The 25270-nt window shown below is 42.6% G+C and carries 23 protein-coding genes and 2 pseudogenes; 7 read left to right on the forward strand and 18 right to left on the reverse strand.

The window, feature by feature from the left end:
• Positions 1–17 precede the first annotated feature (17 nt).
• A complete protein-coding gene (locus E0485_RS13555; protein ID WP_132418590.1) occupies positions 18–1463 on the reverse strand; it encodes a serine hydrolase domain-containing protein in 1446 nt (481 codons plus the stop codon).
• Positions 1464–1635: 172 nt separating this feature from the next.
• Between E0485_RS13555 and E0485_RS13560 the strand changes: the two genes are divergently transcribed.
• Positions 1636–2556 carry a GNAT family N-acetyltransferase gene (locus E0485_RS13560; protein ID WP_235857562.1) on the forward strand — a complete coding sequence of 307 codons (921 nt, stop codon included), beginning with the start codon at positions 1636–1638 and terminating at the stop codon, positions 2554–2556.
• 319 nt (positions 2557–2875) lie between these two features.
• On the opposite strand, the gene E0485_RS13565 is transcribed toward E0485_RS13560, so the two are convergent.
• From E0485_RS13565 to E0485_RS25920, 7 genes and pseudogenes are all read right to left on the reverse strand, one after another.
• Complete coding sequence (locus E0485_RS13565; protein ID WP_132418591.1) at positions 2876–3328, reverse strand: GNAT family N-acetyltransferase; 453 nt, start codon at positions 3326–3328, stop codon at positions 2876–2878.
• 131 nt (positions 3329–3459) lie between these two features.
• On the reverse strand, positions 3460–4608 hold the full coding sequence (locus E0485_RS13570; protein ID WP_132418592.1) for an ABC transporter permease: 1149 nt from the start codon (positions 4606–4608) through the stop codon (positions 3460–3462).
• A 1-nt stretch (position 4609) separates the two neighbouring features.
• A complete protein-coding gene (locus E0485_RS13575) occupies positions 4610–5734 on the reverse strand; it encodes an ABC transporter permease (RefSeq protein ID WP_132418593.1) in 1125 nt (374 codons plus the stop codon).
• Between the two features lie 13 nt (positions 5735–5747).
• Complete coding sequence (locus E0485_RS13580) at positions 5748–6686, reverse strand: ABC transporter ATP-binding protein (protein ID WP_132418594.1); 939 nt, start codon at positions 6684–6686, stop codon at positions 5748–5750.
• 123 nt (positions 6687–6809) lie between these two features.
• Complete coding sequence (locus E0485_RS13585; protein WP_132418595.1) at positions 6810–7934, reverse strand: sensor histidine kinase; 1125 nt, start codon at positions 7932–7934, stop codon at positions 6810–6812.
• 14 nt (positions 7935–7948) lie between these two features.
• Positions 7949–8161: pseudogene (locus tag E0485_RS25915) on the reverse strand (response regulator transcription factor); the annotation flags it as partial.
• 98 nt (positions 8162–8259) lie between these two features.
• Positions 8260–8677: pseudogene (locus tag E0485_RS25920) on the reverse strand (response regulator); the annotation flags it as partial.
• Between the two features lie 237 nt (positions 8678–8914).
• On the opposite strand from E0485_RS25920, the gene E0485_RS13595 reads away from it, so the two are divergent.
• Entirely contained in the window at positions 8915–9544 is a 630-nt protein-coding gene (locus E0485_RS13595) for a TetR family transcriptional regulator (RefSeq protein ID WP_132418597.1), read from the forward strand.
• On the forward strand, positions 9541–10818 hold the full coding sequence (locus E0485_RS13600; protein ID WP_132418598.1) for an MFS transporter: 1278 nt from the start codon (positions 9541–9543) through the stop codon (positions 10816–10818). Before E0485_RS13595 ends, E0485_RS13600 begins: the two co-directional genes overlap by 4 nt.
• Before the next feature lie 50 nt (positions 10819–10868).
• On the opposite strand, the gene E0485_RS13605 is transcribed toward E0485_RS13600, so the two are convergent.
• Complete coding sequence (locus tag E0485_RS13605; RefSeq protein ID WP_132418599.1) at positions 10869–11615, reverse strand: MBL fold metallo-hydrolase; 747 nt, start codon at positions 11613–11615, stop codon at positions 10869–10871.
• Between the two features lie 122 nt (positions 11616–11737).
• On the opposite strand from E0485_RS13605, the gene E0485_RS13610 reads away from it, so the two are divergent.
• Positions 11738–12169, forward strand: coding sequence for an Lrp/AsnC family transcriptional regulator (locus tag E0485_RS13610; RefSeq protein ID WP_132418600.1), 432 nt, complete (start codon positions 11738–11740; stop codon positions 12167–12169).
• Between the two features lie 53 nt (positions 12170–12222).
• Positions 12223–12651, forward strand: coding sequence for a DUF4440 domain-containing protein (locus E0485_RS13615; protein ID WP_132418601.1), 429 nt, complete (start codon positions 12223–12225; stop codon positions 12649–12651).
• 42 nt (positions 12652–12693) lie between these two features.
• Here E0485_RS13615 and E0485_RS13620 read toward each other — a convergent pair whose 3' ends face one another.
• The 4 genes from E0485_RS13620 to E0485_RS13635 all read right to left on the reverse strand — a co-directional run bounded on the left by E0485_RS13620 (position 12694) and on the right by E0485_RS13635 (position 17996).
• Positions 12694–13047 carry a helix-turn-helix domain-containing protein gene (locus E0485_RS13620; protein WP_132418602.1) on the reverse strand — a complete coding sequence of 118 codons (354 nt, stop codon included), beginning with the start codon at positions 13045–13047 and terminating at the stop codon, positions 12694–12696.
• Between the two features lie 909 nt (positions 13048–13956).
• Positions 13957–15825 carry a terpene cyclase/mutase family protein gene (locus E0485_RS13625; RefSeq protein ID WP_132418603.1) on the reverse strand — a complete coding sequence of 623 codons (1869 nt, stop codon included), beginning with the start codon at positions 15823–15825 and terminating at the stop codon, positions 13957–13959.
• Positions 15826–16014: 189 nt separating this feature from the next.
• Positions 16015–16515 carry an NUDIX domain-containing protein gene (locus tag E0485_RS13630; protein WP_132418604.1) on the reverse strand — a complete coding sequence of 167 codons (501 nt, stop codon included), beginning with the start codon at positions 16513–16515 and terminating at the stop codon, positions 16015–16017.
• A complete protein-coding gene (locus E0485_RS13635; protein WP_132418605.1) occupies positions 16512–17996 on the reverse strand; it encodes a GGDEF domain-containing protein in 1485 nt (494 codons plus the stop codon). Before E0485_RS13635 ends, E0485_RS13630 begins: the two co-directional genes overlap by 4 nt.
• 149 nt (positions 17997–18145) lie before the next feature.
• Here E0485_RS13635 and tlp point away from each other — a divergent pair, with 149 nt between their 5' ends.
• On the forward strand, positions 18146–18361 hold the full coding sequence (gene tlp, locus E0485_RS13640; protein ID WP_132418606.1) for a small acid-soluble spore protein Tlp: 216 nt from the start codon (positions 18146–18148) through the stop codon (positions 18359–18361).
• Positions 18362–18575: 214 nt separating this feature from the next.
• A complete protein-coding gene (locus E0485_RS13645) occupies positions 18576–20228 on the forward strand; it encodes a histidine kinase N-terminal 7TM domain-containing diguanylate cyclase (protein ID WP_132418649.1) in 1653 nt (550 codons plus the stop codon).
• A gap of 55 nt (positions 20229–20283) precedes the next feature.
• Here E0485_RS13645 and E0485_RS13650 read toward each other — a convergent pair whose 3' ends face one another.
• The 5 genes from E0485_RS13650 to E0485_RS13670 form a co-directional block, all read right to left on the reverse strand.
• Positions 20284–20949 carry an SGNH/GDSL hydrolase family protein gene (locus E0485_RS13650; protein ID WP_165921178.1) on the reverse strand — a complete coding sequence of 222 codons (666 nt, stop codon included), beginning with the start codon at positions 20947–20949 and terminating at the stop codon, positions 20284–20286.
• Between the two features lie 130 nt (positions 20950–21079).
• Complete coding sequence (locus tag E0485_RS13655; protein WP_132418608.1) at positions 21080–21511, reverse strand: DUF6526 family protein; 432 nt, start codon at positions 21509–21511, stop codon at positions 21080–21082.
• 208 nt (positions 21512–21719) lie between these two features.
• The gene (locus E0485_RS13660) at positions 21720–22790 is read right to left on the reverse strand and encodes a dihydrodipicolinate synthase family protein (protein WP_132418609.1); all 1071 of its coding nucleotides are present in this window, start codon (positions 22788–22790) and stop codon (positions 21720–21722) included.
• Positions 22790–23806, reverse strand: a complete 1017-nt coding sequence (locus E0485_RS13665; protein WP_132418610.1) for an NAD(P)-dependent oxidoreductase — start codon at positions 23804–23806, stop codon at positions 22790–22792. The genes E0485_RS13660 and E0485_RS13665 overlap by 1 nt, the downstream gene beginning before the upstream one ends.
• 126 nt (positions 23807–23932) lie before the next feature.
• On the reverse strand, positions 23933–25249 hold the full coding sequence (locus E0485_RS13670) for a hypothetical protein (protein ID WP_132418611.1): 1317 nt from the start codon (positions 25247–25249) through the stop codon (positions 23933–23935).
• Positions 25250–25270: the final 21 nt, after the last annotated feature.

Here is a 25270-nt window from a genome sequence, read left to right on the forward strand (position 1 = left end):
TATCGTATGTATTTCACCTAACGTTTGCATCTCCCACTAACTATATATTCTTCTATATTGAGCGACACATTGATACTTAACTGGAAGTCAATCGTATCCTCATCCTTGAATCTTACGGTATAAGTGACCACATAAGGTGTCTCTATATAGAACAACGTTAGCTCTAAAGCATCTCTATCCAGCCATTTAGCATAGGTTACAACTTCTTGTCTGTGCAAAAGCAGGTCTTTATTGAACACATCTGTCGTATGAATAGGTTTGAACCAATTGAAAGCCAGCACATTGTCCCGCTCGTCCCCGTAACTAGTATGAAGCTCCAATTGATCATCCTTCTGATAAAATCTAATTTCCTTCAGCCCATGAGGATTATTACCCATGATATAGCATCGATTATTTAGATGTAGTGTACACTCCGGAACTGGCATAATCGTTGGAACAGCAGAGCTAGCCATACGATTTAATCTTGCGTGCAACTCCAGTTGATCTTCTTGGCACACAGAATCGCTATTGCCTAAATGATCCACAATATGCTCATAAATCAGATCAAGCAATGTCTGCAATGACTTCATGCTTGGGAAACTAGACGTTGCTGCAATTACAATCTGCTCATTGGGCGCTACAAAACAAACCTGACCAAATGAGCCATCTCCTCGATAGCATCCTCGCCGACACAGATGAAATTGATATCCATACCCCTGGGCAGAATCGTTTCGTTCCGCTCCAAGCCGATTATCGCTTTGCTCCTGTGTAGCTAGTTCGATGTATGACTCCGAAATAATTCTCTTCCCCGCATACATCCCTTTGTGTAACAGCAGCAATCCAATCTTCGCGATGCTTTCCGTGGATAAGCTGAGGCCCATCCCACCAGCGATAACTCCCATCGGGCAAGTCTCCCAAGTAGGTCTTGGTATTCCAAGTGGTTCAAATAATCTCGGCATTAGATAATCGATGAGATTCAGACCTGTTGCTTGTTCCATAATCGCTGACAGCATATAGGTGGAATGCGTGCTGTATCGGTAATAGCTTCCTGGTTCATGTTCTACCTCTTGAGATAGGAACGCTTTAACCCAATCCCGTTCATTTACGACAGCTGCATATATATTATCGTGATGTCCTGAATTCATGGATAAAAGATGATGCACATTCATAGCAGCCAAATTAGATGAAACAACATGCGGCAGTTTGTTCGGAAAGAAGGATATCACCTTATCCTCCAAGTTCAGCAAGCCTTCATCTATTGCAATTCCCACTGCCAAGGAAGTTATGCTTTTGCTTAATGAAAACAACAATTGCGGATGATCCAAACGATAAGGGGATCGAACATACTCCGCAGTCATCCTACCATTTTGCAGTAAAATCAAGCTATTGACCTCTAAGTTAAGCTCATCGATCCTAGCAAAAAAATCAATCAGTGATCTGGAAGTCAAACCATGATTTTCAGGAAGGTCCTTCATAATGCCCATTTTCATTTACCTCCAGTTCAGATTGTGATACGATTAATGGCAATTAAAGCCAAAGGGGGCGTTTGTCGTTATCAAAGAACAAGTACACAAGGGCATATTATATCAAGGGGTATCGCATACTTAGCCCTATAAACTGCGACTTCCCCCTACTTTACAAAGGGGTAATTCAACTATGCAAGCAGCAAACAGTCTATTAATTCGTAATTTTCAACAAACAGATATGCCACAACTTGGTGTATTCTATCAATCCGTCAAAACAAGAGGCAACGTTGTGTTCTGGTGGGTTGGTGACGAGAACAATTATGGTAACGTTTTCTGTGCTTTTGAGGATAGTCTAATGATCGCTAAAGGTCAAGTCGATATCATCAATATTGTTCCACCTGATCGTTTGCCAGATAATAAACATGCTATTTATCTCAATCTCAAAACTCTACCTGACAGAGAGCAAGATTACGAGCTGATGGACAAACTCTATTCGTATCTTTATCAAAGAGCCTTGGAGCTGAAAGAAACTTTACCTCCAGCCTACGAAACACAGCTTTGTGTAGGCAATGATTCTTCAGAGGTGGCTAACAATCAATTTTTTATTCAAAAAGGGTATCGTCATTTGAAGAGCCTGTTTACCATGACGCGAGATTTGAATGAGCCTATTGCTAAGCAAACTCTGCATGAGCAATTTCAATTCGCCTTGTGGAAGATGGAATCTCCTCAGGAAGAAACAGAGTATCTTAAACTGGATGCCGAAATTTGGCCAGATGCAACCATTGGATCCAAGAGATTAGCTGATAATAAGAACCATAAGCTATGGACCTCAATGGTAGTTCGTGAGGGAGATACAATCGTTGCAGGCTTGATGGTATGGCAAGAGGAAGATCAAGGTGCCATTGAGGATGTGTTCGTCCGTGAACCTTGGAGAAAACGTGGGTTAGCTAAATTCCTCCTTACTGCGGCATTTGAATATTTACAATCGCATGGATTGCAATCCGCCTATCTGATGGTACTCACCGATAATGATTCTGCACTGTCTCTATATGAATCTGTGGGATTCCGTAAGGTACAGGAAGAAATCAGGTACTGCATTGAGCTAAAATAAGCTAAACATAGCTTATATCTCACGCATTCGCAAATACGGAACGCCGTCTATACGCAAACATTGAAGTTTGAATGCATTTTGTGCAGTCAAATACCGCCATATGGCGTAAAATAAAGTTTTGCCTGCACTTTGTGCAGGCAAATTTTGTTTTCTAGCCTATTTTGAGCTCAATCCCAACTTTTGAATGTACCAAATGCAGGCAAAACTTATTTTTCTCCATCCAGACGACTTTTGAATGCATAAAATGCAGGCTGGCACAAGAAGAAGCGGTTTCATCGTCATTAAGGACGGATGCGTTTCATAAGCGAATACCTAGAATTTATGACAGCACAATTTCCATTAGTGGTAGAAATCTTCCTTTCGTAACAGTTGACTCTACATCACCAATCCGTTTGGCCCCCATCGATAAATAGAAGCCTTCGGCATGAGGATCGCTATGAATTATCACTTTAGGAATACCGAGTTCCTTGGCTAGCCCCATGATGTGCTGCCACAATACCCTTCCATATCCAAGGCGAACCGCAGATGGATCTATGAAAACATCACTTAGAATACTACTGTCGCCGTCCTGTTCCAAAGCAATGAAGCCTTGGATCTTCCCTTCATCTTCAACCACATATACATGTGCAGCTGCGATAAATTCAGGCGTGATCGTTAATGCTGCTCGACAAGATTCAATAAATTCATCACTGTATCCCCAGTATGCTTTAGAACGAATAGCAAGCTGGGTCAAATCATCTGCTTCCTGTATTACCGCTTTACGAATATTCATAACGGCACACTCCTCCCTTCTAGAATATTCTAAATCTTTTCCTTGATTAATCAACCAATTGAATGATATTCAGTTAGCAGCTATATACGAAAATGCAGCCCTGTAAGGGCTGCAACAGATATTGTATCCTATTATATAAACTGTCTTACATCATTGTTTCTTCCGAAGCGATAGATGGCGATCAAGGCAAATGCAACAGCGAATGCAAGTAAGATTGCGATGTTCAGGTATAAGCTGCCGAATGTTTCTCCTTGCTGCAGCTTATTAATCATATCCAGCAGCCAGTGCTGTGGCGTGAAATTCGAAATTTTGCGAACCGTGTCTGGCATGATATCCACTGGGAAGAAACATCCTGCAAGCAGACAAGTTGGCACGATCACGAGATTCTGCAAAGCACCTGCGCTCGTGCTGCCTTTGGCAAAAGCGATGAGCATAAGCGCTAGCGCAATCGCTGTAAGCGAGAACAGAAGCAGCGCTGGAACTAACTGAACGAAAGATATTCCCGTGTCGATTTGAAGTACGTTCTTCATGACAATGAGTGTGACTACGATCTGAATCAACAGAATAATTATACTGACGACCACATTAGAGAGCACATATGCCCTGGAGGACATAGGAGATGATAGCAGTCGCAAGAAGGTGCGGTTCTCTTTTTCCCTAATAATGCCTTCCATCATATTGAAAGCCGAGAGCATCATGAACATGACGAGGAAACCAATGGATTGATAAGTCATCATCTTCATATTCGATGAATCCTGCAGCGTCTCCGAAGTTAGCTTAAAGTTATGCTTCGTGTATGCTGTATACAAGGTATCGAATGCAGCAGCATCACCATGCGAACTTTGACCAATCGCTGCGACATTGCCAATATAGCTCTGCAGCATTGCCTTCACATACGCTGTCACCTGAGCGCCTTTGACTGAGACAATATCAAGCTGTGATGGCGTACCCGATCGAACGCTATCGGCAAACCCTGCTTTAAATACGATGCCACTATCCAGTTTGCCCGCTGCAATTTCACGATTCATCGTTTCCTCATCGGTTAGCGTAATCTTGACTTGATTCAAACCTTCCACAAAATGAATCGCATCGCTAGTAATCGTCTGATTGCTATCTTGATTGATAATGCCGATTTTCAGCGTGCCTGTATTCACATTGCTATATAAGAGCATGGAAACCAGTACCCCGATAATCGGTAATCCGATATAAAAGAACCAGTTTTTCCTATTCCTAAAAATAACGGATAATGATTTGCGTACCAACCATAACATTTCACTCATATTATACCGCCTCCTGTTTCCGTATGCAGAAGATCGCGAAGATTAAGAAGATCGCTGCGATTCCCACATTCAATCCAATCGTAGACCATGCAGCAGCCACATCATCTGCATAAATGAGCTTTGTTAAAGACGAATTCGCCCAGCGAATAGGAGAAAGATTCGCTAGAATGTCCATAATGCCTTCTCCATCACTAATTGGGAAGTAAGCACCGCCCAGGAAGGAAGCAACTTGCGTGAAGAGCATAACCACCATTCTTGAGCTTTCATTCTTAAATATGAAGCTGATGCCGACCCCCATACTGACTGCGAGTAGAACTTCTGTCAACAAGACGAGGAGGACTATACCGTAATGACTTCCCCATTCCGCATGGAAGACGAATTTGCTAAACAGAACAACGACTAATACACAGAGTAGATTGATAAACGTAGCTCCGATAATACTCCCTGCAAAAAATTCTATTTTTGATACAGGTGACGCCATCAATCGTGCATAAGTGTTACGAAGCTTTTCAGTCTGATACAGATAGCTACCGAGTATGATTGAATAGAATGCGATCATGGTTGACATGGCGACCGCGTAATAATCCATTGAACCGGGCAGCTTATCGTGATCGAGCGAAGTTTCTCGAATGTAATCTCCACTTTGCATGGCACTTGCTACAATCTCCTGAACGGCTGAAGGATTCGCTTCGTAAGCTGCTGCGGTTAAAGAATAGCGATCAGCGAATGTCGTCAGCATGCCTTGCAGAATATTGCTTTCAATCGTCCTCTTACTGCTGCCATAGAACTTGATGCCATCATCCCGAAGCTCAGCATAGGCTGTATATCGATCAGAACGAACCTCTTCCTTGCTGTCCATGCCTGCTTCCGCTTGCGTTACTTGAACACCTTGTTTCTCAATCGCTTCGACAAACCCGTTCCAATAAGGCGTTATTTGCTGATTCGTCCATTCATTCGAAATGAGCAGCTTCATGTCCCCGATCTTCGATCCATCCGTGAATGCATTTGATAGGGCCGTACCCAGAATGAGCATCATGACAATTGGTAGTGCTAGCATGAGCCAAAATGTCATTTTGCTGCGCATCGTGGATTTGATTCTTTTTAGCGCAATATTCCATATGTTCATTGCCACACACCTCCTAGTCCCTCAAATTTCTACCTGTTAACGTCAGGAATACCGTTTCAAGATTTGGCGCCTGCTCTTCTACCGATCGAATTTCAACTTGATCCTTGATGAGCTGCTGAATGATTCGATTCAAATTATTAACCTCAGCTTTCGAAATAATCTGCAGCGCTTGCTCTTCCTGACGAACAGAGACTACACCTTGAATCGTTTTGAGTGACTCAAGCTGGAGGGTATCACCTGGTTTAACGCCGATCCAAATTTCTTTGGAATCCGTAATAATTGCTTTGAGCTGCTCCTTCGTACCTTCTGCTATAACTTTCCCGTGATCAATGATCGCAATATTAGTGCAAATTTCCTCGACTTCTTCCATATAATGGCTCGTATAAATGATTGTACAGCCCATCTCATTCAGCTTCTTGACCGAATTCAAAATATAATTGCGCGAATGCGGATCAATTCCCACTGTCGGTTCATCCATAATGATCAGCTTCGGCTGATGAGCAATCGCACATGCAATATTCAGCCTACGCTTCATCCCACCTGAGAAGTTCTTCGGGAAGCTCTTATGTTTGTCCCCAAGGCCTACGAATTCAAGCGCTTCCTCTGTTCTCTCTTTAAGTAGCGTGCCTCTTAAACCATATAGCCCAGCGAAAAAGTATACATTCTCATAAGCCGTCATATCCTCGTAAATCGCTAAATCTTGCGGAACAATCCCAATGTTCATTTTGGCAAATTTGGCATTCTTCTTGATGTCCTTACCTAGCAAATGGATTTCACCCTTTGTGCTGCGCAGCAGCGAGGCAATCATGTTGATGGTCGTACTTTTGCCTGCCCCGTTTGCACCAAGGAATCCAAAAATTTCGCCTTCACGAACATTCAATGTCATATTATCAACTACGATGATATCGCCGAACTTCTTGGTCAAATTACGAATTTCTAAAACATTACTCATCCCGATCACTCCTAATTCCTTAATGGTTATGTCTGTATTGTAAAGAAAAAGGACGCCCTTACGTCAGTGCATAAGTTCATCCTTTGGATATGAAAATCTTCATTATGTTCATCATGAGAAATCTCATTCATTTCTGCTGGGCAGCAGCGTCGTCACGCTAAAGCCCTTCGTTCCATCGACAATTACGGTACCGCCCACAGTTGCAGCTCGTTCCTCCATGCCGATAATCCCCAGCCCTTTGACCAGCTTGACAGCCCCTCGTCCATTGTCCGATACAACCGCTTTGATAAATTTATTAAGCACGCGTATCTCGATATGGATCGCAGTGGCTTCAGCATATTTAAGCGCATTCGTGACAGCTTCGGTTGCATTCTTCTGGATGATCTGCCACTGAATCGGCGTGATGCGATCAATGTCTCCGTCATAGGTCAGAGAAGCAATCACCGTTTCCTTCGTTGACAGCTCGTCCACAAAGAGACGCAAACGATTAATACCTAGCTCCTCTGAGCTTGGCTTCAGATCTTTAAGCGTCAACCTTATGCGTTCGAGACCGTCTTTGGAAATGGCAATTGCATTGCCTAATAGCTCGGCTGCTTTCTCCTGATTCGTCGCAAGCAGTCTGCGTGATGCCTCCATCTGGATTAAAGCTCCCGCCATCGAATGACCAATATCATCATGAATTTGCTGGGAAAGCCGATTTCGCTCCTCCAGCTTAATGGTATATTCCGATTGCCGGATGTATTCCGTGTTTTCGCTAAGCGAATGTGTCAATCGCTGAACATTCTCCCGCAATGTTTCTCGCTCTTGCTCGATTCTAACAAGCTTATCGTTTAGTACGCAGACATAGGCATACATCATGAAACTAATAAACGTACTTAGCAAGTAAAGCAGCTTTAGATCGGGAGTATTCACAATTGCAATGGGCAAAAGCATACAGAGCAAGGTGAGCAGCTTGTTCTTGGAAAAAAGTCCAATTAGCTCATATATACTAATCGGGATCAGCAGGATAAATAGCGGATCGGAATAAATCGTAACGAACAGAATATAGCAGATAGATGCAGCAGCGAGCAGCAGTTTCAGCTTGATGCTGCGAAAAATATAATAAGCAATATTCACTGAGAGATAGATTAAATAGGCAAATAAATGCCAAGACTCAACTGCAACTACAAAAGTAGAATTAGCTAAGAAATTGGCTGCTACAATATAGCATAAGATTACCGCTTTATTCCCAAGCGTCAAATTCTCCATACGTGAATTTACTCCTATTCATCCGACATTCGCGTTTCACCTGTTAAATAATAGATGGCGATTTGGGTGCGATGCTCAAGCCCCGTTTTATTCAAAATAGAAGTAATATAGTTAGCAACCGTGCCTTCGGAAATAAAAAGCTTCTTGGATATGCCTTTGTTCGATAAGCCCATCGCAATTTGCTCCATAATATCGAGCTCCCGCTCCGTAAATAAGCTTCGGTCAATTGCGCTGCCTGCTATGGACGTGGGCGAATTTGAAGGCGCTGAAGAGTTCGCGATCAAAGTGGTAGGAACGGAAGGTGCTGCTATCGCAGCGTCCTGACCTGCCATAAGATTCGATTTGATCTTATCTAACACGACATCCTGCAGCACATGATGATCGTTATAAACGCTCTTGATCGCGTCGCGAATTTGCTCGGGATCGTTATTCTTCAGCAAGTACCCTCGTGCCCCTGCCTTAACCGCTTCAAGAATGAATTCATCATCGTCAAATGTGGTCAGGATCAAGGATTTGACCTTGGTCTGCTCCGTTAGCAAACGTGTTGCTTCAACTCCGTTCATATTCGGCATTCGCACATCCATCAGCACTATATCAACGTCACTATTTTTACAAAATTCTACCGCTTGCACTCCATCCTCTACAGTACCAACTACGTTAAACTCATCGAAGCTGGTAAGAATAATTTTCATCCCTTCTCGAATAAAGGAATTATCGTCAGCGATCAGCACTTTGATCTTCACTATAATCTGCCCCCCATGATACACGCTTCCCTCGTCATGAAGTCCAAGGCTTATGCCCACACTTTCATAATTAGTAAATTTATTATAGCAGAAGAAGATTGCGCGAGCTTCCAGTATTTGATAAGGAATAGAAAAAGTTTTTTATCAATGACTATTGAAAACGACACGTATGTCGTTTATAATTCATTTCAGCGACACACGTGTCATTATAAAATCGATGCAAGGAGGACTACATAGATGTCACCCAAGATCACGGATGCCCAGCGCGATCATAAGCGTAAAGAAATATTAGAGGCTGCCATGCGAGTCTTCACTCGCCAAGGCTATCAAGCAACCACAATGAAGGATATTGTTGATGAAAGCGGACTTAGCCGCGGTGGGGTGTACCTGTATTTCACAAGTACGAAAGAAATGCTTATAGCGATTATTGAAGACATGGATCGTGAAAGCTACGATCAGCTTGATGAGCTTCTTACTCAATATCCGTCCGTATGGTCCGCCCTTAATGCCTTATTCGATCAAGCGGAGCTAGATATCAAAAACTTTGAAACTTGCTTAATTCCCGCGTTATATGAAGCCTTAATGTTCGGTTGGCGGAACAAGACGTATGAAGACCTCAATAACGCAAGGTATGATAAATCAATTGCCAAGATCGTTGATTTATTGCAAGCAGGTGTAGAACGTGGTGAGTTTCGACCTTTGCAGCCATTAGAAACAATCGCAAGTATGATCGCAACTTTTAATGATGGACTTATGATCCATGCGATGCAGCTCGGACCCGAAAGATCACGGTCAGCAGAGCAAATTAAAGCCTATAAACAGGTCTTCAAAAATTTACTAGGCGTACAAGAGGAGGGGACCGAATGAAAGAGCTTTTTGCTAATCGTAATTTTGTCAAAATGTTCACCGCTACGTTTGCGTCCCAATTTGGCACAATCGTAGGGAATATGGCGTTCGCTTTCTTTTTGCTAGATCGCTTCAGTACCCAACCTGGCTATGCATCACTTGCCGAAATGATGTATTCACTACCAACACTGCTTGTCTTCTGGGTTGTTGGCGTTACGGCTGACCGCTTTAACCGTCAGAAAATTGCAGAGTATTCAGGTTGGATTCGCGTAATGCTTACGGTTCTGCTAGTCTTGGTGATCTATATGGAGTGGTTGCCGCTTGCCTTTGCTGTGCTCTTCCTGCGAAGCGCTGTATCCAAGTTCTATGCACCAGCTGAAACGGCGCTGCTGCAAGGAGTCTTAAAGCCCGATCAGTATGAGCAGGCTTCAGGGCTTAATCAAATGTTAATGGGATTATTCATGATGTTTGGTGTGGGGCTTGGTGCTGTTGCCTATCAAACCATTGGGATTGTAGGTGCGGTCGCGTTAGATGGGGTTGGACTCACCTTATCCGCCTTACTAATTCGCAAATGTGAAGTTCCTGAAGCAGTAAGACAACCAAATGGTGCTGCTTCATGGCGCGGAATGAAATTTCGTAAAGTCTGGAGCGACTTTGCCCAAGGACTTGGCTATATCAGACAAAAACCTTTGCTTCAAGCACTCATCTGTGGATTCTTACTATTTGGTTTATTAAACGGAGGCATATCTGTTCTTCCTTTATATACAATGAAATATAAGTTAGCTCCTGACAACTACACCGTCTATTCATCGCTTTATGCGTTATTTATGGGTGTCGGAATGCTAGTAGGAAGCTTGATTGGAGTAGCGATTGTGAAGAAGGCTAAACCGCATATCGTTATTATTAGCGGAATATTCGTAGCAGGATTACTCGTGATAGGTCTTCTCCAGGCGACGAACCCGTGGGTTTTCCTTAGCTTTGTTCTGCTCGTAGGGTTAATATTAGCGCCGGTCAATATCGCCATTGGCGGCTGGCTGCCTGCACTAATCGATCCTCGGCAGATGGGGCGTGTCTCCGCTTGGTATGACCCGCTCATGATGCTCGGTCAAACCGTTGCACTTGGGCTCATTGCATGGCTGTATCCAGGTACAATCGGATTAAATGCGATTTACTGGTCCATGTGTATCATCCTTCTACTTGCATCCTTCTTCTATCTTCTCACTTTACCTCGCTTGCGTCGTAAGGAAGAAGCTAAGGTAGCAAGCAATAGCGAGATCCAAGGAGTAAGCTCCTGATCCATAACTACAAAGACCCAGCCAAGAGATCTCTCTGGCTGGGTCTGCTGTTATATCCATTCGCCGTCTTCAGGTATCATAACTTGATCCTGCAAGCCTTCATTGTCGATCCGCTGGCGCAAGTCTGCTCTTGTAACCAAACAGTGGTTGATCGTATCCATATGTACGGCGGCAACTTTCGTATAGGGTGCATACCGACATAGCTTCACTACATCGTTTGCATCCATCGTGATTGGACCTCCCATTACAAAACGCGCCCCACCGGCATTCACAATCGTTACTTGGGGGTGATAAGCATCTAAAGCATGCTTGACCTCATCACACCATACAGTGTCCCCTGCGATGTATAATGTAGGATGTTCAACTGCTTGTAATACAAAGCCTGATACTTGCCCCATCCTTTTACCTATCATCCCAGTGCCGTGCTGGCCACCCGTACGTGTAATCGTAACGCCCTGAATAGTAATCGATTCCTGAATCGGAGTCACGAATTGAAATCCCGAAGCTGTGAACGTTGATTCATCACCTGGTTGGCATAGAATTGGCGTAGTATGAGATAACACCTCAGCTGCTGCTTCATCCCAATGATCTTGGTGCAAATGAGTAACAATAACTGCATCTGGTTGAAGCGCATGTTGATAAGCTGCTGGCAAAGGCACTAACGGATTCCTTCGTTTATTGCCAGATAGAGCTATTGGTGGGTTCACCCCAACGCTGCTAAACATCGGATCAATTAATAGGTTTAGTCCAGCATATTGCAGCCATAGTGTTGCATGACGGATCAATTGAAGCTTCATTCTCGTACACCTCTTATCATTCGTTAAGTTCTGATATAATTGTAAGATAAGAGAGCAGGCTCGAATATAACTTGCTGAAACCATTAACCCGCTTTTATTTTCACATTGAAAGGAATCCCACGATGCTAAGCAACCAATCCATTGACGAAACCGATCTCCTCATCCTAAACTACTTGATCCAAGATGCTGCACAATCCCATAAAGCCATAGGTCAGCTTGTACATTTGACAGGTCAAGCTGTCAGTGCCCGCGTGCGCAAATTACAAGATCTCGGCATTATTGAAGGGTATACGATACACTGGAATCCGAGCAAAATTGGACAAATCATCCATGCTTTCATTACCGTATTCATGAAATCCGGCAACGCTCACCAGTCTTTTTTAGCATTTGTTCAGCAGCGTGAACAGATCATCGAAACTCATCGAGTTAGCGGAGAAGGCTGTTATTGGATGCGTGTGCGTGTCAGTACACCAAAAGAGCTAAGTCTTTTGCTAAATGAGCTCTTACATTATGGGAACTACAAAGTTAGTCTATCAATCGATCAAGTTAAATAAAAATATAATAATCAACCTTCAAGGTTGCTAGGCGGTTCAAGGGGGATGATCTAATGGAATTCCAGAGACATGCTATTGATGAATTGACTACAGCGTTCTACAGTTCTTTTACAAATAAGAACGGGGCGTCACCGAATATAAAGGGGATATATGAACTATTCATTCCACAAGGAGTAATTATCAAGAACAGTGGTACGATTCCCGAAATTTATAATCTTCAGCAATTTGTAGTGCCTCGGGAGAAGCTATTAAATGAAGGCATGCTCATTGAATTCGAAGAAGAGGAATTGTCTCACACAACTGAAATAATTGGCAATATTGGTCATCGGCTGAGTATATATCGAAAATCAGGAATATTAGCAGGAGAAGCATTTACAGCACATGGAGTGAAATCAATCCAATTTATTCGTACACCTAATGGATGGAAAATTAGCTCATTAGCTTGGGATGATGAAAGAGAAGGTTTAAAGATTCAGGCTTGATTTGAAAAAATAAACCGACTTCAGAAGCTCTTACAAACTTCCTCAAGTCGGTTTATTATTCTTTTCTTTGATACGTTTGGCTTGCAACAGTCTGAACATCTCCAGACTATCCTTCAAATGCTTAGCTTCTTCCTCGGTTAATTCTTCCCGTTCCCCGTCTATGCATATTTCATTGTTCCCCTGTTTTTGGCCAGCGCTTCCTCCAGTAAATAACCAGTCTATCGTTATATCATATAAACTGGCTAACTCTTGCACGGTTTCATTATCCGGTTGTGATCGATCATTCTCATATTTGGATATCGTTGTATAATCAATCCCTATCAATTGAGCCACTTGGCTTTGTGTCAGCATTTTCTTGTTTCTGGCTTGTCTTAATCGAGCACCAAATGTCTTCATCTAGGTTTATCACCTCTAACATTAAGTATAAGGGATTTGAAATAAACGCAATACAAACATGAAGAATATTCAAAATTACCCTTGATAATTGAACATACTTCAATATAGAATGGAATTATTGAATGTTTTTCAAGTTGGAGGTGATCCTTGTTGCTTAACTTATCTTCCCGTATGAGATATCCAACAACAAAAATTTATTGGTTGCTTCCTGATGCAAGAACAATTGAAAGTACCGTGTCAGATGTAGATTATTTACTTTTATTATTAAAATTGGTTGACACTGTTTCAATTAATGCAAATACATATCATGTGCTTCATACTGAGCTCGTAATTGATAGTGAAGCGGTTTCGATATCCATATCTCTTCAATAAACTATGACATGACAAACAATCCCCACCGTTCAAAACCAGTGGGGACTATCAATTTAATTCCGTTCTAGCACATATTGGATGTGCCTAGACAGCCCCATGTAACTCTGAAAATATCAAATACCTCTATGGAGTAGTCTCCACATCTGTCTACGATGGCAACGATTTTGAGGATCTATGCAGCAATTCATCAGCCACTGGACTGCGTTCTCTCTTTGATCGGGTGTGACAGGCACTCCCAAACAATCGGATAGCCGATTAATCATGCCGCAGCACTTGCCATAGTCTTTTAAATCATCATATTGGTGGGAGCTAAGAATTCCGTAAACACGGCCGAAATACAGAGGATTCATGCATCTGTTCCGAAACGTTCTCATTAATTGCGGATCAAGATTTGCCATAATGTCTCCTTTCGTATCGCTCATTTTTCTCGTCAACAAGATGGAAATTAAAGCTTTCTCAAGCTACGTGACGGTTGATTTAGCATATGTGATCGTACAGAAAGGGACAGGGCTGTTTTCGCGCAACAAATGAAATTGGTTACATATAGTAGTCTTTATATTTCTTCATATAATGACTTAAGGTGAGTAAGGGCCAAATATGGGGATAACTGTGATATTTAATATAGAAATGTCCGGGCAGTCCGGCACCCATTGGGTACGATGATCGTTTGCTTTCCTTCCTGTTCCATTCTATTAAATGGGCCAGTCCTTTATTAATCTCTTCAGTTGGCTGATCATGGATAGCAATAAGGGTATCAAGTGCCCAAGCCGTGTGAACCACTGTAGAGTAGGGAGCAGGAACATACCTTTTTTGTATATCGCTCTTGCAAGACTCGCCCCACCCGCCGTCCAATTGCCTGATCTTTAACAGCCAGTCACAAGCCTTTTGAATGATCAGATGATTGGCAGACATCCCAACTGCTCTCATCCCGGTGACAGCCGCCCATGTACCATATATAAAAGAAATTCCCCACCGGCCATACCATGATCCATCGTTTTTTTGATTTTTGATAAGCCAATGTACACTATCTTGAACCCGGGGATGAGTCATTGTTAACTTTAAGTGACTGCCCAAAAATTCAAGGGTACGACCTGTTACATCTGCAGCAGAAGGATCCGCAGCCGTATCGGTAAAATTCTGTATACGGAAGAGGCGAGTGATAGATGGGATGCTGTTTTTTTCAAAAGCCGCCCAGCCCCCATCATCATTTTGCATATCTAACAGCCAGTTAACTCCTTTTCTCCACGCCTCCCGATAATCTAATTGATGGTCGGCAAACCGTGTAAGCGCCCGCAGAACGGCTTGCGTATCATCCACATCCGGATTTGACGTGCTGCTTTCAGAAAATCCCCATCCTCCTGCAAGGTGAACAAAAGAGCTTCCTCCCCCCTCCTTTCGTTCTTTTTGCTGAAGAGCAAGTAAATATTGAGCGGCATTCTGAATCGCAGGATCTTCTGTCGTTAGTCCCGCTTCCTGTAAAGAATGACAGATCAGCGCTGTATCCCATACCGTAGAAGGAGAGTTCTGAATATGGGCCTCATCGTTTATTTGGTATCCATAAGAGGTTAACCCCTGAATAGCATGCTGAATAATAGGAGAATCGAACTGGTAGCCAAGAGACAGTAGAGCATAAATCATGAAGAAGGTAGCGCTCGCATAACTACTGAGAGTACCATCCTGTACGATATTGTGCAGTATATAACGCTCCGCTTTCTTAATTGCCGCCTTAGAGATTTGATTGTCTGGCCGGCGTTTTGAAAATAGTTGTAATAAGCCCCCTTTGCTCTTGCTATCAAGTCTCTCGTGTTTACGCGTTACATATAAGTGAGTGATGTCCGGCGCGGATGAGTTCCTTAGCGAGAATTTCTGGTGACAAAGAATCAGTACGGAGGCAAAATGAGTGCGAACATAATAACTCCATCTGTAAAAGCTAAGAGGGATAAACTTAGGCATATGCAATAAGAATAATGGGATCGGATACAAGGTAGGCCAAGGGTAGAGATGATTTAAAGCCAGCATGAACTTGGTGGAAATATGAGCATTCTCAACTCCGCCGTTACGAAGGATAAAGGCTTCTGCCAGTTGCATATGGCGTTCATACCGATCTGAATATCCAGAAAGAAGCAGCCCCGTATAAGCCTCGATCGTAGAAGAAAGGTGACCTTCATCATCATCGTACTGCTTCCATGCTCCATTCGCTGCCTGTTTGTTCAGCAAGCGTTGACCCAGTAAGGGAATTAGTCTCTTGTCTTGGTTGTTAAGGGTGCTTAAAAGGATCATCATATAGGCGTCTGTCACTGGGCCTGTTTCAAAATAATACCTCCAAGACCCGTCTACATGTTGTTCCGTTTTAAGACGGTTGATGTACCGTTCAATTTCTAATTGTACTCTCTCCAGTAATTCCATTTTTCACCCCCGGAACAGGTGGTCCACACCGTATTTGGCTCATACTATGTAAGGTGTGATACTTCGGTGGAGGTTTTCACCCAAGCAGGCTGAATTTCAATCATTTGCCTAACAAGAAAACAGGACACCTCTCCGTTTAAGATTCCGGGAAAGGTATCCTGTTTATTAGACCTGTAGGGATAAGTTAATTTATCCCCGTTCTATCGCATTCTGGATGTACCCAAAAATCGGGTCAAGCATATAAGATGAGAAACCATCCGCTTGTGAAGGAATGATATCTCTAGAAACCAATACTGGCCCTTCCGTACTGACATCCTGGCAGATTTCTAGAGGTGCAGTAACATTCGCGTAATAAACATTTTTGATAATTGAGCTGTTATCAGAAGCTGTTATTCGATATTGCCCAACTAACCACATACTCGCAGCAATCCCGCCTGTTTCTTCAAACAGTTCTCTGATAGCTGCTTGCAATGGCGTTTCGCCCTGCTCAACCTTTCCTCCCGGCCATTCTATCCCTCTATCCCGGTGTCTCGTAAATAGCAAACCATCCTTATAATGGGCATATACAGCCACATGCTCAGCCTCATCCCCACATCTTGGAAAGAGGATAAGCTCTATCGGATTCCCATCTATTCCTACAAAAGAATGCTTCACCTCTAAAGGAAATTTGTTTAAATTGTTCATTTTCATACCATATCCTCATAAAAGTGAAATTGATTTTTACCATTTTCCTTCGAAGCATACAGGGCCTGATCAGCCTTCTTGCATAAAGTGTCCGGATCAACACCGTCCTCTGGAAATAGAGAAATACCGATGCTAACGGTTACATTTTCATCCTTTAAATCAATTTCACTTGTCGTTGACTCTACGATCGCATCGATGATCCTTGCTGCAATTTGTCCCGCTTCTCGTTTATCTGCTGAAGGCATCACAAGGACGAATTCATCTCCGCCCAATCGAATCGTAATATCATCTTTGCGAGCAGATTGCGTGATACACTCAGCTACAGATTTTAATAATTGATCCCCTCTGTCATGCCCTAAATTGTCATTGACTAATTTAAAGTTGTCTAGATCAATCATTAATAATGCAGTCGATTTATTCTCTTCCGCTATAGTTGCCTTTAATAACTCGTCAAATGCAGCCCTATTCTTTAATCCCGTCAGACTATCATGAAAAGCCAAATGCATAGGCTTCGCTACCCATCCCGATATAATGAAAGACAATACAATCGTAATGATCAGAATAATAAACAATTGAAAAATGAATGCCTGCTTGTTATTGCTAAGAACCGTTTCCAAGTCCTTATCATTATAGATAATTTCCAGAACCTTATTTCGTGTAGTGCCTGTGTCATATTTCGAAACATAAGCGACATAGCGGTAAATCGCAGGCTCGTTGTTCCATATTCCCCGGTATTCAGTCGTTTCTCCTGTTTGAAGCGTCTGTTCGAATGATTGTCTTCTTCCACCGGAAACCTTCTGATCATCATTAATACGTGCATTACCTAAAATATATCCCCCGATATTTAGTACATTAATCTTATTAGTAGATGGCGAACTTTTCACTAATTCGTCAATCGTATTTAGAAAATTGAATCTGTTGAATATATCACCCTCTTGAAGTGAATAACCTAGTTGGATAATATACTTTTGGTCATGCGTCGGCATGTAGCTATATTTCTTGATCAATCCCGTATTTAGTTCATTATCCATGCCATCATCATAGAACTCGCCTGATAACCTTCTTTCATTCATAACGCTAACGAGCTTCTGACAGCATGCATTAAAATCAAGTCCAATATCGGGCTTATAGCTGCTATAGGCAATCACATTATGCTCATCAATAAGATAAATATCCATTCCAAGAGATTCTTTAAGCGATGCAAAATCCCATGTATCAACAGAAGGATTTTTAATATATAGATTATCCAAATTTCGGGAATTTTCTCTCATTTTAAGGGTGATGTTATTCCCGAATACCTCGTAGGCCTTCTCTATCGTTTCTAAAGCATACTTCGCCATCAGTTCATTATTCTCCACCTGATTTCTTTTATTCTGAATGGCTTGATCTCTTAATCTCACATGATCAATCGTTGCAATGGTAAAAGAAATAACAACCGCAAATACGATCATGGTAAATGTCAATTTGACTCCAAAACGAAAATTCACCTCATGCACCTCGTTGCTATCCCTTTATTGACATAAGGATAATTCCACAAACGGACATCAAATCCCTTTTTTCGACTAAAATATGATGCATAGAATGATGTCCTCCAGGCTACCTTAAGAAAGTTATTACTATAACAGGAGGGATTACATTGGCTAAACCAGATAATCGCGCAGATAACGCGGAGCATCTACAACAACATATCAATCACACGGAAGAAAATTTACATGAGGCTGAAGATTATCTTGATGAACATGCAAGTGAGATTTCGGCAGTCGAGAAACAGACAATTGAGGCCAAAAATGAACGTCGCAAACAAAGCATTGAAGCTTTTGCGGATGAAATGAAAGACGAAGCTGATCAGTAGAACCAGCTCACAAAGAGGAGCTGTCTCAAAGCCTTTGTTTACGACTTTGGAGACAGCTCGCTAACTAAATATAATAACACATTTATCCTCCATATACCTCACATCGTATTCATTCATCATTACTATCCCCTTCTATGAGTTGTATTATTAATATCCATATATTAGTATAGAAACGAATGACTACTATTTTTTAAGAGGCGGCGTATTGGATATTATGGCGTGGATTGATCTAAGCGTATTTCTCTTATTATTCATATTATTCGTATATGTATTTACTACTGTCACGGTAACGCCTTTGCATAAGGCTTATTTGGCATTTCATTTTGCGATGATGCTATGGCCCTTCTGTCAGTTTGCAATCAAAGCGACGGACAATAGCTCACTTCAGTTATTTTATGTAAAACTAGCATTTGTTGGTTCAGTACCGCTAGCGATAGGTTGGATATTTTTTACCTTATTTCTTACGGGTCAATCGCCAAAGCGAAGAATAATATATGTATTAATTACTGTTCCAGCAATGCTCTTACTGCCGATCATTATCTTCAATCCTCATCAATTGTTTGTTCTTCCTGTAGAAGGCGGATATGTGGAAAGATACTATGGTTCCCTATTTTGGTTAACGATGGTGATCGTCTTAAGTTATTTTATCGTCTCGCTAATCATCATGCTTCGAGCTTTAATCGGCAATAATTCGACACGGATCAAAAATCAAGTGAAGCAAGTTCTTAGCGGAGTGTTTGTCATGACTGCCTTTATCCTGTTGGATCTGCTGCTTAATGTCGGGTTCCCACAGAAGCAAGCGGTCATTCAGGGCTTAACTTCGTTCGGAATTTTGTTTTCCGCGATTTTTTTTGTCATTGCTATTCATCGCAATAAAGTATTTGATATTGTGACCATTGCACATCAAGACATTATTGATACGATCTGTCATGGAATTCTAGTAATCGATGAAAATGAGAACATTATTGAAATCAATCAATCATTATCTCCCTATTTGAGTTTGCAGGTAGGAGACCGATTTGATATTAAAGCTATCCTTCCCCAAGAGGTTCTAGACGATAAGGACCAAGCTTTTGTTCGATCTTATCAAGAGCGCCCGCTTGAGCGGGCTGAAATTGAAGCCGTCTATCAAGAAGCCGTAAATATCCACGTCCATATTCAAGTCTCGCCTATTTGGGTTGGTGGTACAATGGTTGGACGAATTATTACGTTCCAAGATAGGAGCGAGCTTCGCAATCTGCTTATAGAGACCAAGCTTCAGAACGAGATCTTACAGCATCGGAATGAAGCCTTAATCGCGATTCAGCACGAGCTATCGAGAACCAATTTGAAGCTGGAACAAATGGCGATAACAGACAGCCTGACGGGCTGCTATAATCGTCATTACCTGATGCAGCGATTGGAACGAGATTTCAATCAGAATTTGCAGGATCAAGTACCGTTCTCCGTCCTGCTGCTCGATGTCGATCATTTTAAGTCAATCAATGATAATTACGGTCATTTGGTTGGAGATGACGTCCTATGCAGAACCGTCGATATCATCCAACATCATCTAAGACAAGAAGATATTCTGTCTCGATACGGTGGTGAGGAGTTTATCATCTATTTGCCAGATACAGAGCAATCAGAAGCGGAGATCTTAGCTGATCGAATCAAATACGCTGTCGAAATGAACATCATAAACCTATCGCAAAGCGCTTCTTTATCCATTACGATTAGTATCGGTTTGCTGTCCAATCATACCTTTGCTTTTGAGCCTTCGACAGATTCTGAAACTGCATTGAATGAGATGTTTCAAGCAGTAGACCAAGCCTTGTATCAAGCCAAAAGAGAAGGCCGTAACCGTATTGTCAGTGCGGCCAGATAAGATAAAAAACCAGATACCCGCAGGCTCTGGTTTTAAATACATGTGTTTTAATCGTTTAACATAATCCAATCTGAATCGTATTTATTTGTTCCACGAGAGTCGAGAAATACAAGTCATGGCCAATTGCTGTCGGATGCACGCCATCATCAGCTCCAGCATTATCAAGATTGCGCAGAACACCATTCGCACCAGTCAATGTCCCTCCGAGGGCAAGATGATTCGCGAATGCTGACGCTACATCTGCCAGTCGTACGCCCATTTCGGTTGCAACATCTCGAATAATCTGGCTATACTGATCAATCCATGCCTGGGCTCCCAATGGCGATTGATACCATTCCTGTGGATGCCGATTATAGTAATACTCATCCTCATTTCCTTCGATAATTGGTGAAATCGTGCAAAGAATCGGTGTGCATTTTATATCCAGAAGGTTCTTAATCATCAAAGTTAAATTCTCTTTAAATGTTGCAGGATCTACAGCCTGCTTGTCTAGTTCAGTAGCTACATGATCGTTCATACCAAACTCAATAATACAGATATTCGGCTCTTTATTGATAACATCCGTCTGCATGCGAGAAAGCCCTTGCGAAGTTGTGTTACCTGGAACTCCCGCATTGTAAATATCAAATCCATATTTAAGACCTAGCTTATATAAGAACGTATCCTCTACAGACAAAAAAACGCCAGCCGTAATGCTGTCTCCAAATCCTACAATCAACATAAGATCCACCTCCATAAGGTTGAATTTACCTAATTCTATTATGCCATAATTGAATGTCCCAATATAGTTATTAAAATGGCCCAAGGTTATAAGCACCTTGAGCCATACTATTGAGAAATTCAGACCAACATCACACTCGAAAGTGATCTGCTCTCCAGTTTTTGATCGATCTTTTGATCTTATCGGGTTCCATCCCGGTTTCAGCTGCTTTCACACATAATGCTGGATAAGCTTCATCATCTGCAAAGCGCAGCGCGATGATTTGCTTTAAACTCAACCTTGAATCTAAAGGCTTGCCCGTTAGGTTCATATGACGATAGGTTTCCTCTTGACGAATAATTCGATCTTGAAGCTTTGCTGCAAATAACCGTATAAGCACCGTGAGTATCATGATACACAGTGAAATGCCTGTAAGTAGAATTGAAGCAAAACTAAAACCTTCTATAATCATATGGACAACAGATGCGATTAGAATGACAGGGGCAATCAATGCCAAAACATAATGATACAACGGTGTAAATTGCCTGTGATTATCATAATTTTGCGGTTTCAAATTACTCATTGCTACCACTCCTCTTTTAATTAGGTGCAAAAGCATGTCTATACTCTTTAATTATTAATATTAAACAATTCATAAATAAAAACCTTTATTTGTTAGTAAGAACCAATTTATTTATTCCTCCGCTCACCACAAAAAAAAAGTAGTTCAAGTGATGCTTCACTCAAACTACTTTACCTATTAAAGTAATGATTAAGTCTAATTCCTGATGTCAGTTACGAAGCCAATCCGCCAAATGCTCAGCTACAAATTTATCATCGTTCAGATGAGGATAATCACGATAAATACGATCGATTTCTTCATATTGACCTGGAGATAAAATCTCGTGTGGATTCAAGCACCAAGTGCCTTGCAGCAAGCCTTGGCGTCGCAGTACTTCATGAATGCCTGGAATACAGCCAGCAAATTGATGTGCTGTATCGAAGAAGGCAGCATTCGCATCCGTCACTTCAACATTTCTCGTCAGCCACTCTTTGGAGATTTCGGCATTGCCTCGAATCGCTTTAATTTCATCCAGCAGTTCAACCGCTTTATGGGTCCATACTGCCCAGTGACCGAGCAGACCGCCAACAATTGCCTTCTCCATCTGCTTACCGTTAACATTAAATCGATAAACGGTTAACAAATCATCGATGATATTATCATCATTGCCTGTATATAGAGCAATTTCATTACATCTGCTGGAATAGCATACGGCACGCACGACATCGATTGTTTGGTAACGATTGAATGGCGCCATCTTGATTGCTACGACATTCTCGATATCAGCAAACTTCCGCCAGAAATCGAAACTAAAAATTCTTCCGCCTACAGACGGTTGCAAATAGAAGCCAATCACGGGCATAATAGCAGCAACCTTGCGTGTGCGCTCCAAAATGTCCTCTTCACTATAGCCTGCAAGCCCACCCATGCTTAGCAAGCCTGCATCATAACCAAGTGATTGAGCAAGCGTCGCTTCTTGGATCGCCTGTTCAGTTGGACCGCATATCCCCGCCACTTTAATGAATGGTCTTTGCACATCAGCCTTCGCGATTTCCTCGGCTGCCATTCTCAGCAAGGGCTCATACAGATTATACTTTGCTTCGCGAATCTCGAATTGAGTCGAATGAACACCAATTGCTATTCCTCCAGCTCCAGAAGCAATGTAATAACGCGTCAGAGCACGCTGGTGCCGTTCATCAAGCTTACGATTCTCATCTAGTGCTAGCGGATGCGCAGGGATAACAAGCCCCTCATGTAACGCTTGAAGCATCTCTGCGGAAAGTGTCGTCTGAGTTGTCATTAGAATTTCCCCTTCCGTTCTTGGAAATGTGTTGGTTTATTCCATGTCGCTCCGCCTTCTTGCACCCATTCTGCAATCCAATCGATCATTTGGAGAAGAGATACACTTGGATAACCGAAGCGCTGATGTGATTTGGATGCATTATTAAGAAGGGCGATTTCCGATTCGGTTCCTTCAATAATCGCTTCTTTACCGATTCGTTTCGCGAATTGCTCAGCAGCCCATCTGATCGAAACCGTCTCTGGCCCTGTAATATTCATAATACTCGGCGGGCTTGTGCATTCGGTCAAGCAGCGCAGCGCCATCGAATTGGCATCACCTTGCCAGATAACGTTAGCATGACCCATCGCCACGTTAATCGCACGTGATTCATTAACCGCTTTCGCAATCTCAAGCAGAACGCCATAGCGCATATCAATCGCATAGTTCAAACGATAGAACAGCATCGGTGTTCCGTTCTTATGCGAATGGTACTCAAAAATCCGCTCACGTCCGAGACAGGATTGTGCGTACTCACCAATCGGTTCAGGCATAACAGATTCGTTCGCGCCACCGCTGCCATATGGCATGAATGGATAAATGTTGCCTGAGGAGAAAACGACGATTCGAGAATCCTTGTACTTCTCAGCTACTCTACCAGGCAAATAGGTATTCATCGCCCATGTAAAATGTTCTCTTCCCGTCGTTCCAAACTTATTCCCCGCCATGTACAGGATATTCGCTGCATCAGGCAGTGCATGAAGCTCCTCGTCACTCAGCAGGTTGGAAGAGATCGTCTCCACTCCCGCTTCCTCAAGCTCGCTTCTCACTGTGTCGTCAGAGAATCGGGATACACCAATAACGCGTTTATTGAGTCCTCCCTCACGAATTGCATTTACTGCAAGTCTTGCTAGGCTTGGCCCCATCTTTCCTCCTACCCCTAAAATGATAATGTCTCCATCAACACGGGATAAATCTTGGATCAGCGCCTCTGATGGTTCAGCAAGCTTCGCTTCTAACTCTTGAATCGTTCTCATTGTCCTTGTCCCCTTTCTAGGAATCCATCTACTTCCATCATATCGATAAGAGACATATAAAGACAGGACTTTTAATAGACTTTAAATAAACAGATTCAGGCACTGCCTAATAGCCTGTGCCAATTGTTATTCCAGCTCTTGCTGCAAGAAAGCAAATCGATAAATTTGTCTTGGTCTTCCTTTGGGAACCTTCTCCATGCCCGAAATGTCAACAAGCCCATTATCGATCCACAGCAAAAGTAAACGATGTGCGCTTCTAACCGTTATGTCAAGCAGATTCGCAAGCTCATGCACTTTGTATTCATATTTGCCGTACCGAGACATATGTGCGAGCAGTTTGCTCAAGTATCCACTTGTCATTCCAGCATCCTCTGCTTTCTTAATAAGCTCCAAATGCATCGGCTTTAGAATCGTTTGTACAGGAGCAGACATCTCAAGCGGTCCGATTAACGTATGATCTTCCCGAACAATAAAGCAAGTATTGCCTCCTGCCTCCTTCGATTTGCGAAGTGCTGCTCTCGCATTCGTTCCAGCGTCATTCGCCGATGTTCCAAATCCAACTCCGAAGCTTAATGAAATGCCGAAGGATTGAGCCGCATCTTTGGCTAATGCAATCGTTTTGTAACCACCTGTTTCTCGTTCGAATATGCCACGCGTCGTAAAGAACAAATATTCATCGCCACCAAGTGTTGTCAAATAACCATCCAGAGATTCCACATAGCCAAGGACCATTCGGTGAATATCCAGCTTCAGCTTCTGCACTTCATGCTCATTAATGCGTTTCACAGCTATTTTTCCAAAATCATCCACATTAATCATGCCGACTACAATCTGCGCCTCTTTGTTTTTGCGTGATTCTGTCGATAAGAGTGCTCTCTCCAGCGCAACGATGATATCCTGTTCCGAGGGAACAAGCCACTCGCTTGCGATCCCCAGCCCTTGCAGCTGCTGTGCCACAGATTCTACACCGGTAATTGCAATCGAGCATTCGCCTGAATCTGCCTGACCACGATGGAACGCAAGGAGCTTCTCAGAAGAAGCATGGGCTGGACCGTTGTAAATCACCAGCTTCGTATTCTCTATCCCGAGATCCTGGAGAGCACGCATCACCATCGATTTAGTCAACGTATCTACCGATAGACCTCCCGCAAGCTTCCCCTGCTTAAGCGCACTAAACAGCGTCTTATACAACCCTGCCCCCGTCAATGGCACGTAATGAACTGGAATTGCCGCATGAATATGCTCCTTAACCTTGCGGTGAGATTGCGCGCCAAAGAGAAGAAGCACCTCCACCTCGCTCATCAACTGCTCTACTGCCAGCGGCGTTTCTTCATCAGCTTGGACAATGCGAACAATGGGTTCGAATGTTGGGAAATTACGGATGACTTTTTGCAGCTTCTCAACGACGTGACTTGTCCCGACAATACCAATTTTGATCTGCATCTATTCCCCTTCTCTCGTTAT

The organism is Paenibacillus albiflavus (assembly GCF_004344915.1).
Classification (GTDB): domain Bacteria; phylum Bacillota; class Bacilli; order Paenibacillales; family NBRC-103111; genus Paenibacillus_AM; species Paenibacillus_AM albiflavus.

Excerpts from the sequence above, each read along its gene's own strand:
- E0485_RS13555 (WP_132418590.1), bottom strand. The coding sequence starts at position 1,463 with ATGGGCATTATGAAGGACCTTCCTGAAAATCATGGTTTGACTTCCAGA.
- E0485_RS13560 (WP_235857562.1), top strand. The coding sequence starts at position 1,636 with ATGCAAGCAGCAAACAGTCTATTAATTCGTAATTTTCAACAAACAGAT.
- E0485_RS13565 (WP_132418591.1), bottom strand. The coding sequence starts at position 3,328 with ATGAATATTCGTAAAGCGGTAATACAGGAAGCAGATGATTTGACCCAG.
- E0485_RS13570 (WP_132418592.1), bottom strand. The coding sequence starts at position 4,608 with ATGAGTGAAATGTTATGGTTGGTACGCAAATCATTATCCGTTATTTTT.
- E0485_RS13575 (WP_132418593.1), bottom strand. The coding sequence starts at position 5,734 with ATGAACATATGGAATATTGCGCTAAAAAGAATCAAATCCACGATGCGC.
- E0485_RS13580 (WP_132418594.1), bottom strand. The coding sequence starts at position 6,686 with ATGAGTAATGTTTTAGAAATTCGTAATTTGACCAAGAAGTTCGGCGAT.
- E0485_RS13585 (WP_132418595.1), bottom strand. The coding sequence starts at position 7,934 with ATGGAGAATTTGACGCTTGGGAATAAAGCGGTAATCTTATGCTATATT.
- E0485_RS13595 (WP_132418597.1), top strand. The coding sequence starts at position 8,915 with ATGTCACCCAAGATCACGGATGCCCAGCGCGATCATAAGCGTAAAGAA.
- E0485_RS13600 (WP_132418598.1), top strand. The coding sequence starts at position 9,541 with ATGAAAGAGCTTTTTGCTAATCGTAATTTTGTCAAAATGTTCACCGCT.
- E0485_RS13605 (WP_132418599.1), bottom strand. The coding sequence starts at position 11,615 with ATGAAGCTTCAATTGATCCGTCATGCAACACTATGGCTGCAATATGCT.
- E0485_RS13610 (WP_132418600.1), top strand. The coding sequence starts at position 11,738 with ATGCTAAGCAACCAATCCATTGACGAAACCGATCTCCTCATCCTAAAC.
- E0485_RS13615 (WP_132418601.1), top strand. The coding sequence starts at position 12,223 with ATGGAATTCCAGAGACATGCTATTGATGAATTGACTACAGCGTTCTAC.
- E0485_RS13620 (WP_132418602.1), bottom strand. The coding sequence starts at position 13,047 with ATGAAGACATTTGGTGCTCGATTAAGACAAGCCAGAAACAAGAAAATG.
- E0485_RS13625 (WP_132418603.1), bottom strand. The coding sequence starts at position 15,825 with ATGGAATTACTGGAGAGAGTACAATTAGAAATTGAACGGTACATCAAC.
- E0485_RS13630 (WP_132418604.1), bottom strand. The coding sequence starts at position 16,515 with ATGAAAATGAACAATTTAAACAAATTTCCTTTAGAGGTGAAGCATTCT.
- E0485_RS13645 (WP_132418649.1), top strand. The coding sequence starts at position 18,576 with ATGGCGTGGATTGATCTAAGCGTATTTCTCTTATTATTCATATTATTC.
- E0485_RS13650 (WP_165921178.1), bottom strand. The coding sequence starts at position 20,949 with ATGTTGATTGTAGGATTTGGAGACAGCATTACGGCTGGCGTTTTTTTG.
- E0485_RS13655 (WP_132418608.1), bottom strand. The coding sequence starts at position 21,511 with ATGAGTAATTTGAAACCGCAAAATTATGATAATCACAGGCAATTTACA.
- E0485_RS13660 (WP_132418609.1), bottom strand. The coding sequence starts at position 22,790 with ATGACAACTCAGACGACACTTTCCGCAGAGATGCTTCAAGCGTTACAT.
- E0485_RS13665 (WP_132418610.1), bottom strand. The coding sequence starts at position 23,806 with ATGAGAACGATTCAAGAGTTAGAAGCGAAGCTTGCTGAACCATCAGAG.
- E0485_RS13670 (WP_132418611.1), bottom strand. The coding sequence starts at position 25,249 with ATGCAGATCAAAATTGGTATTGTCGGGACAAGTCACGTCGTTGAGAAG.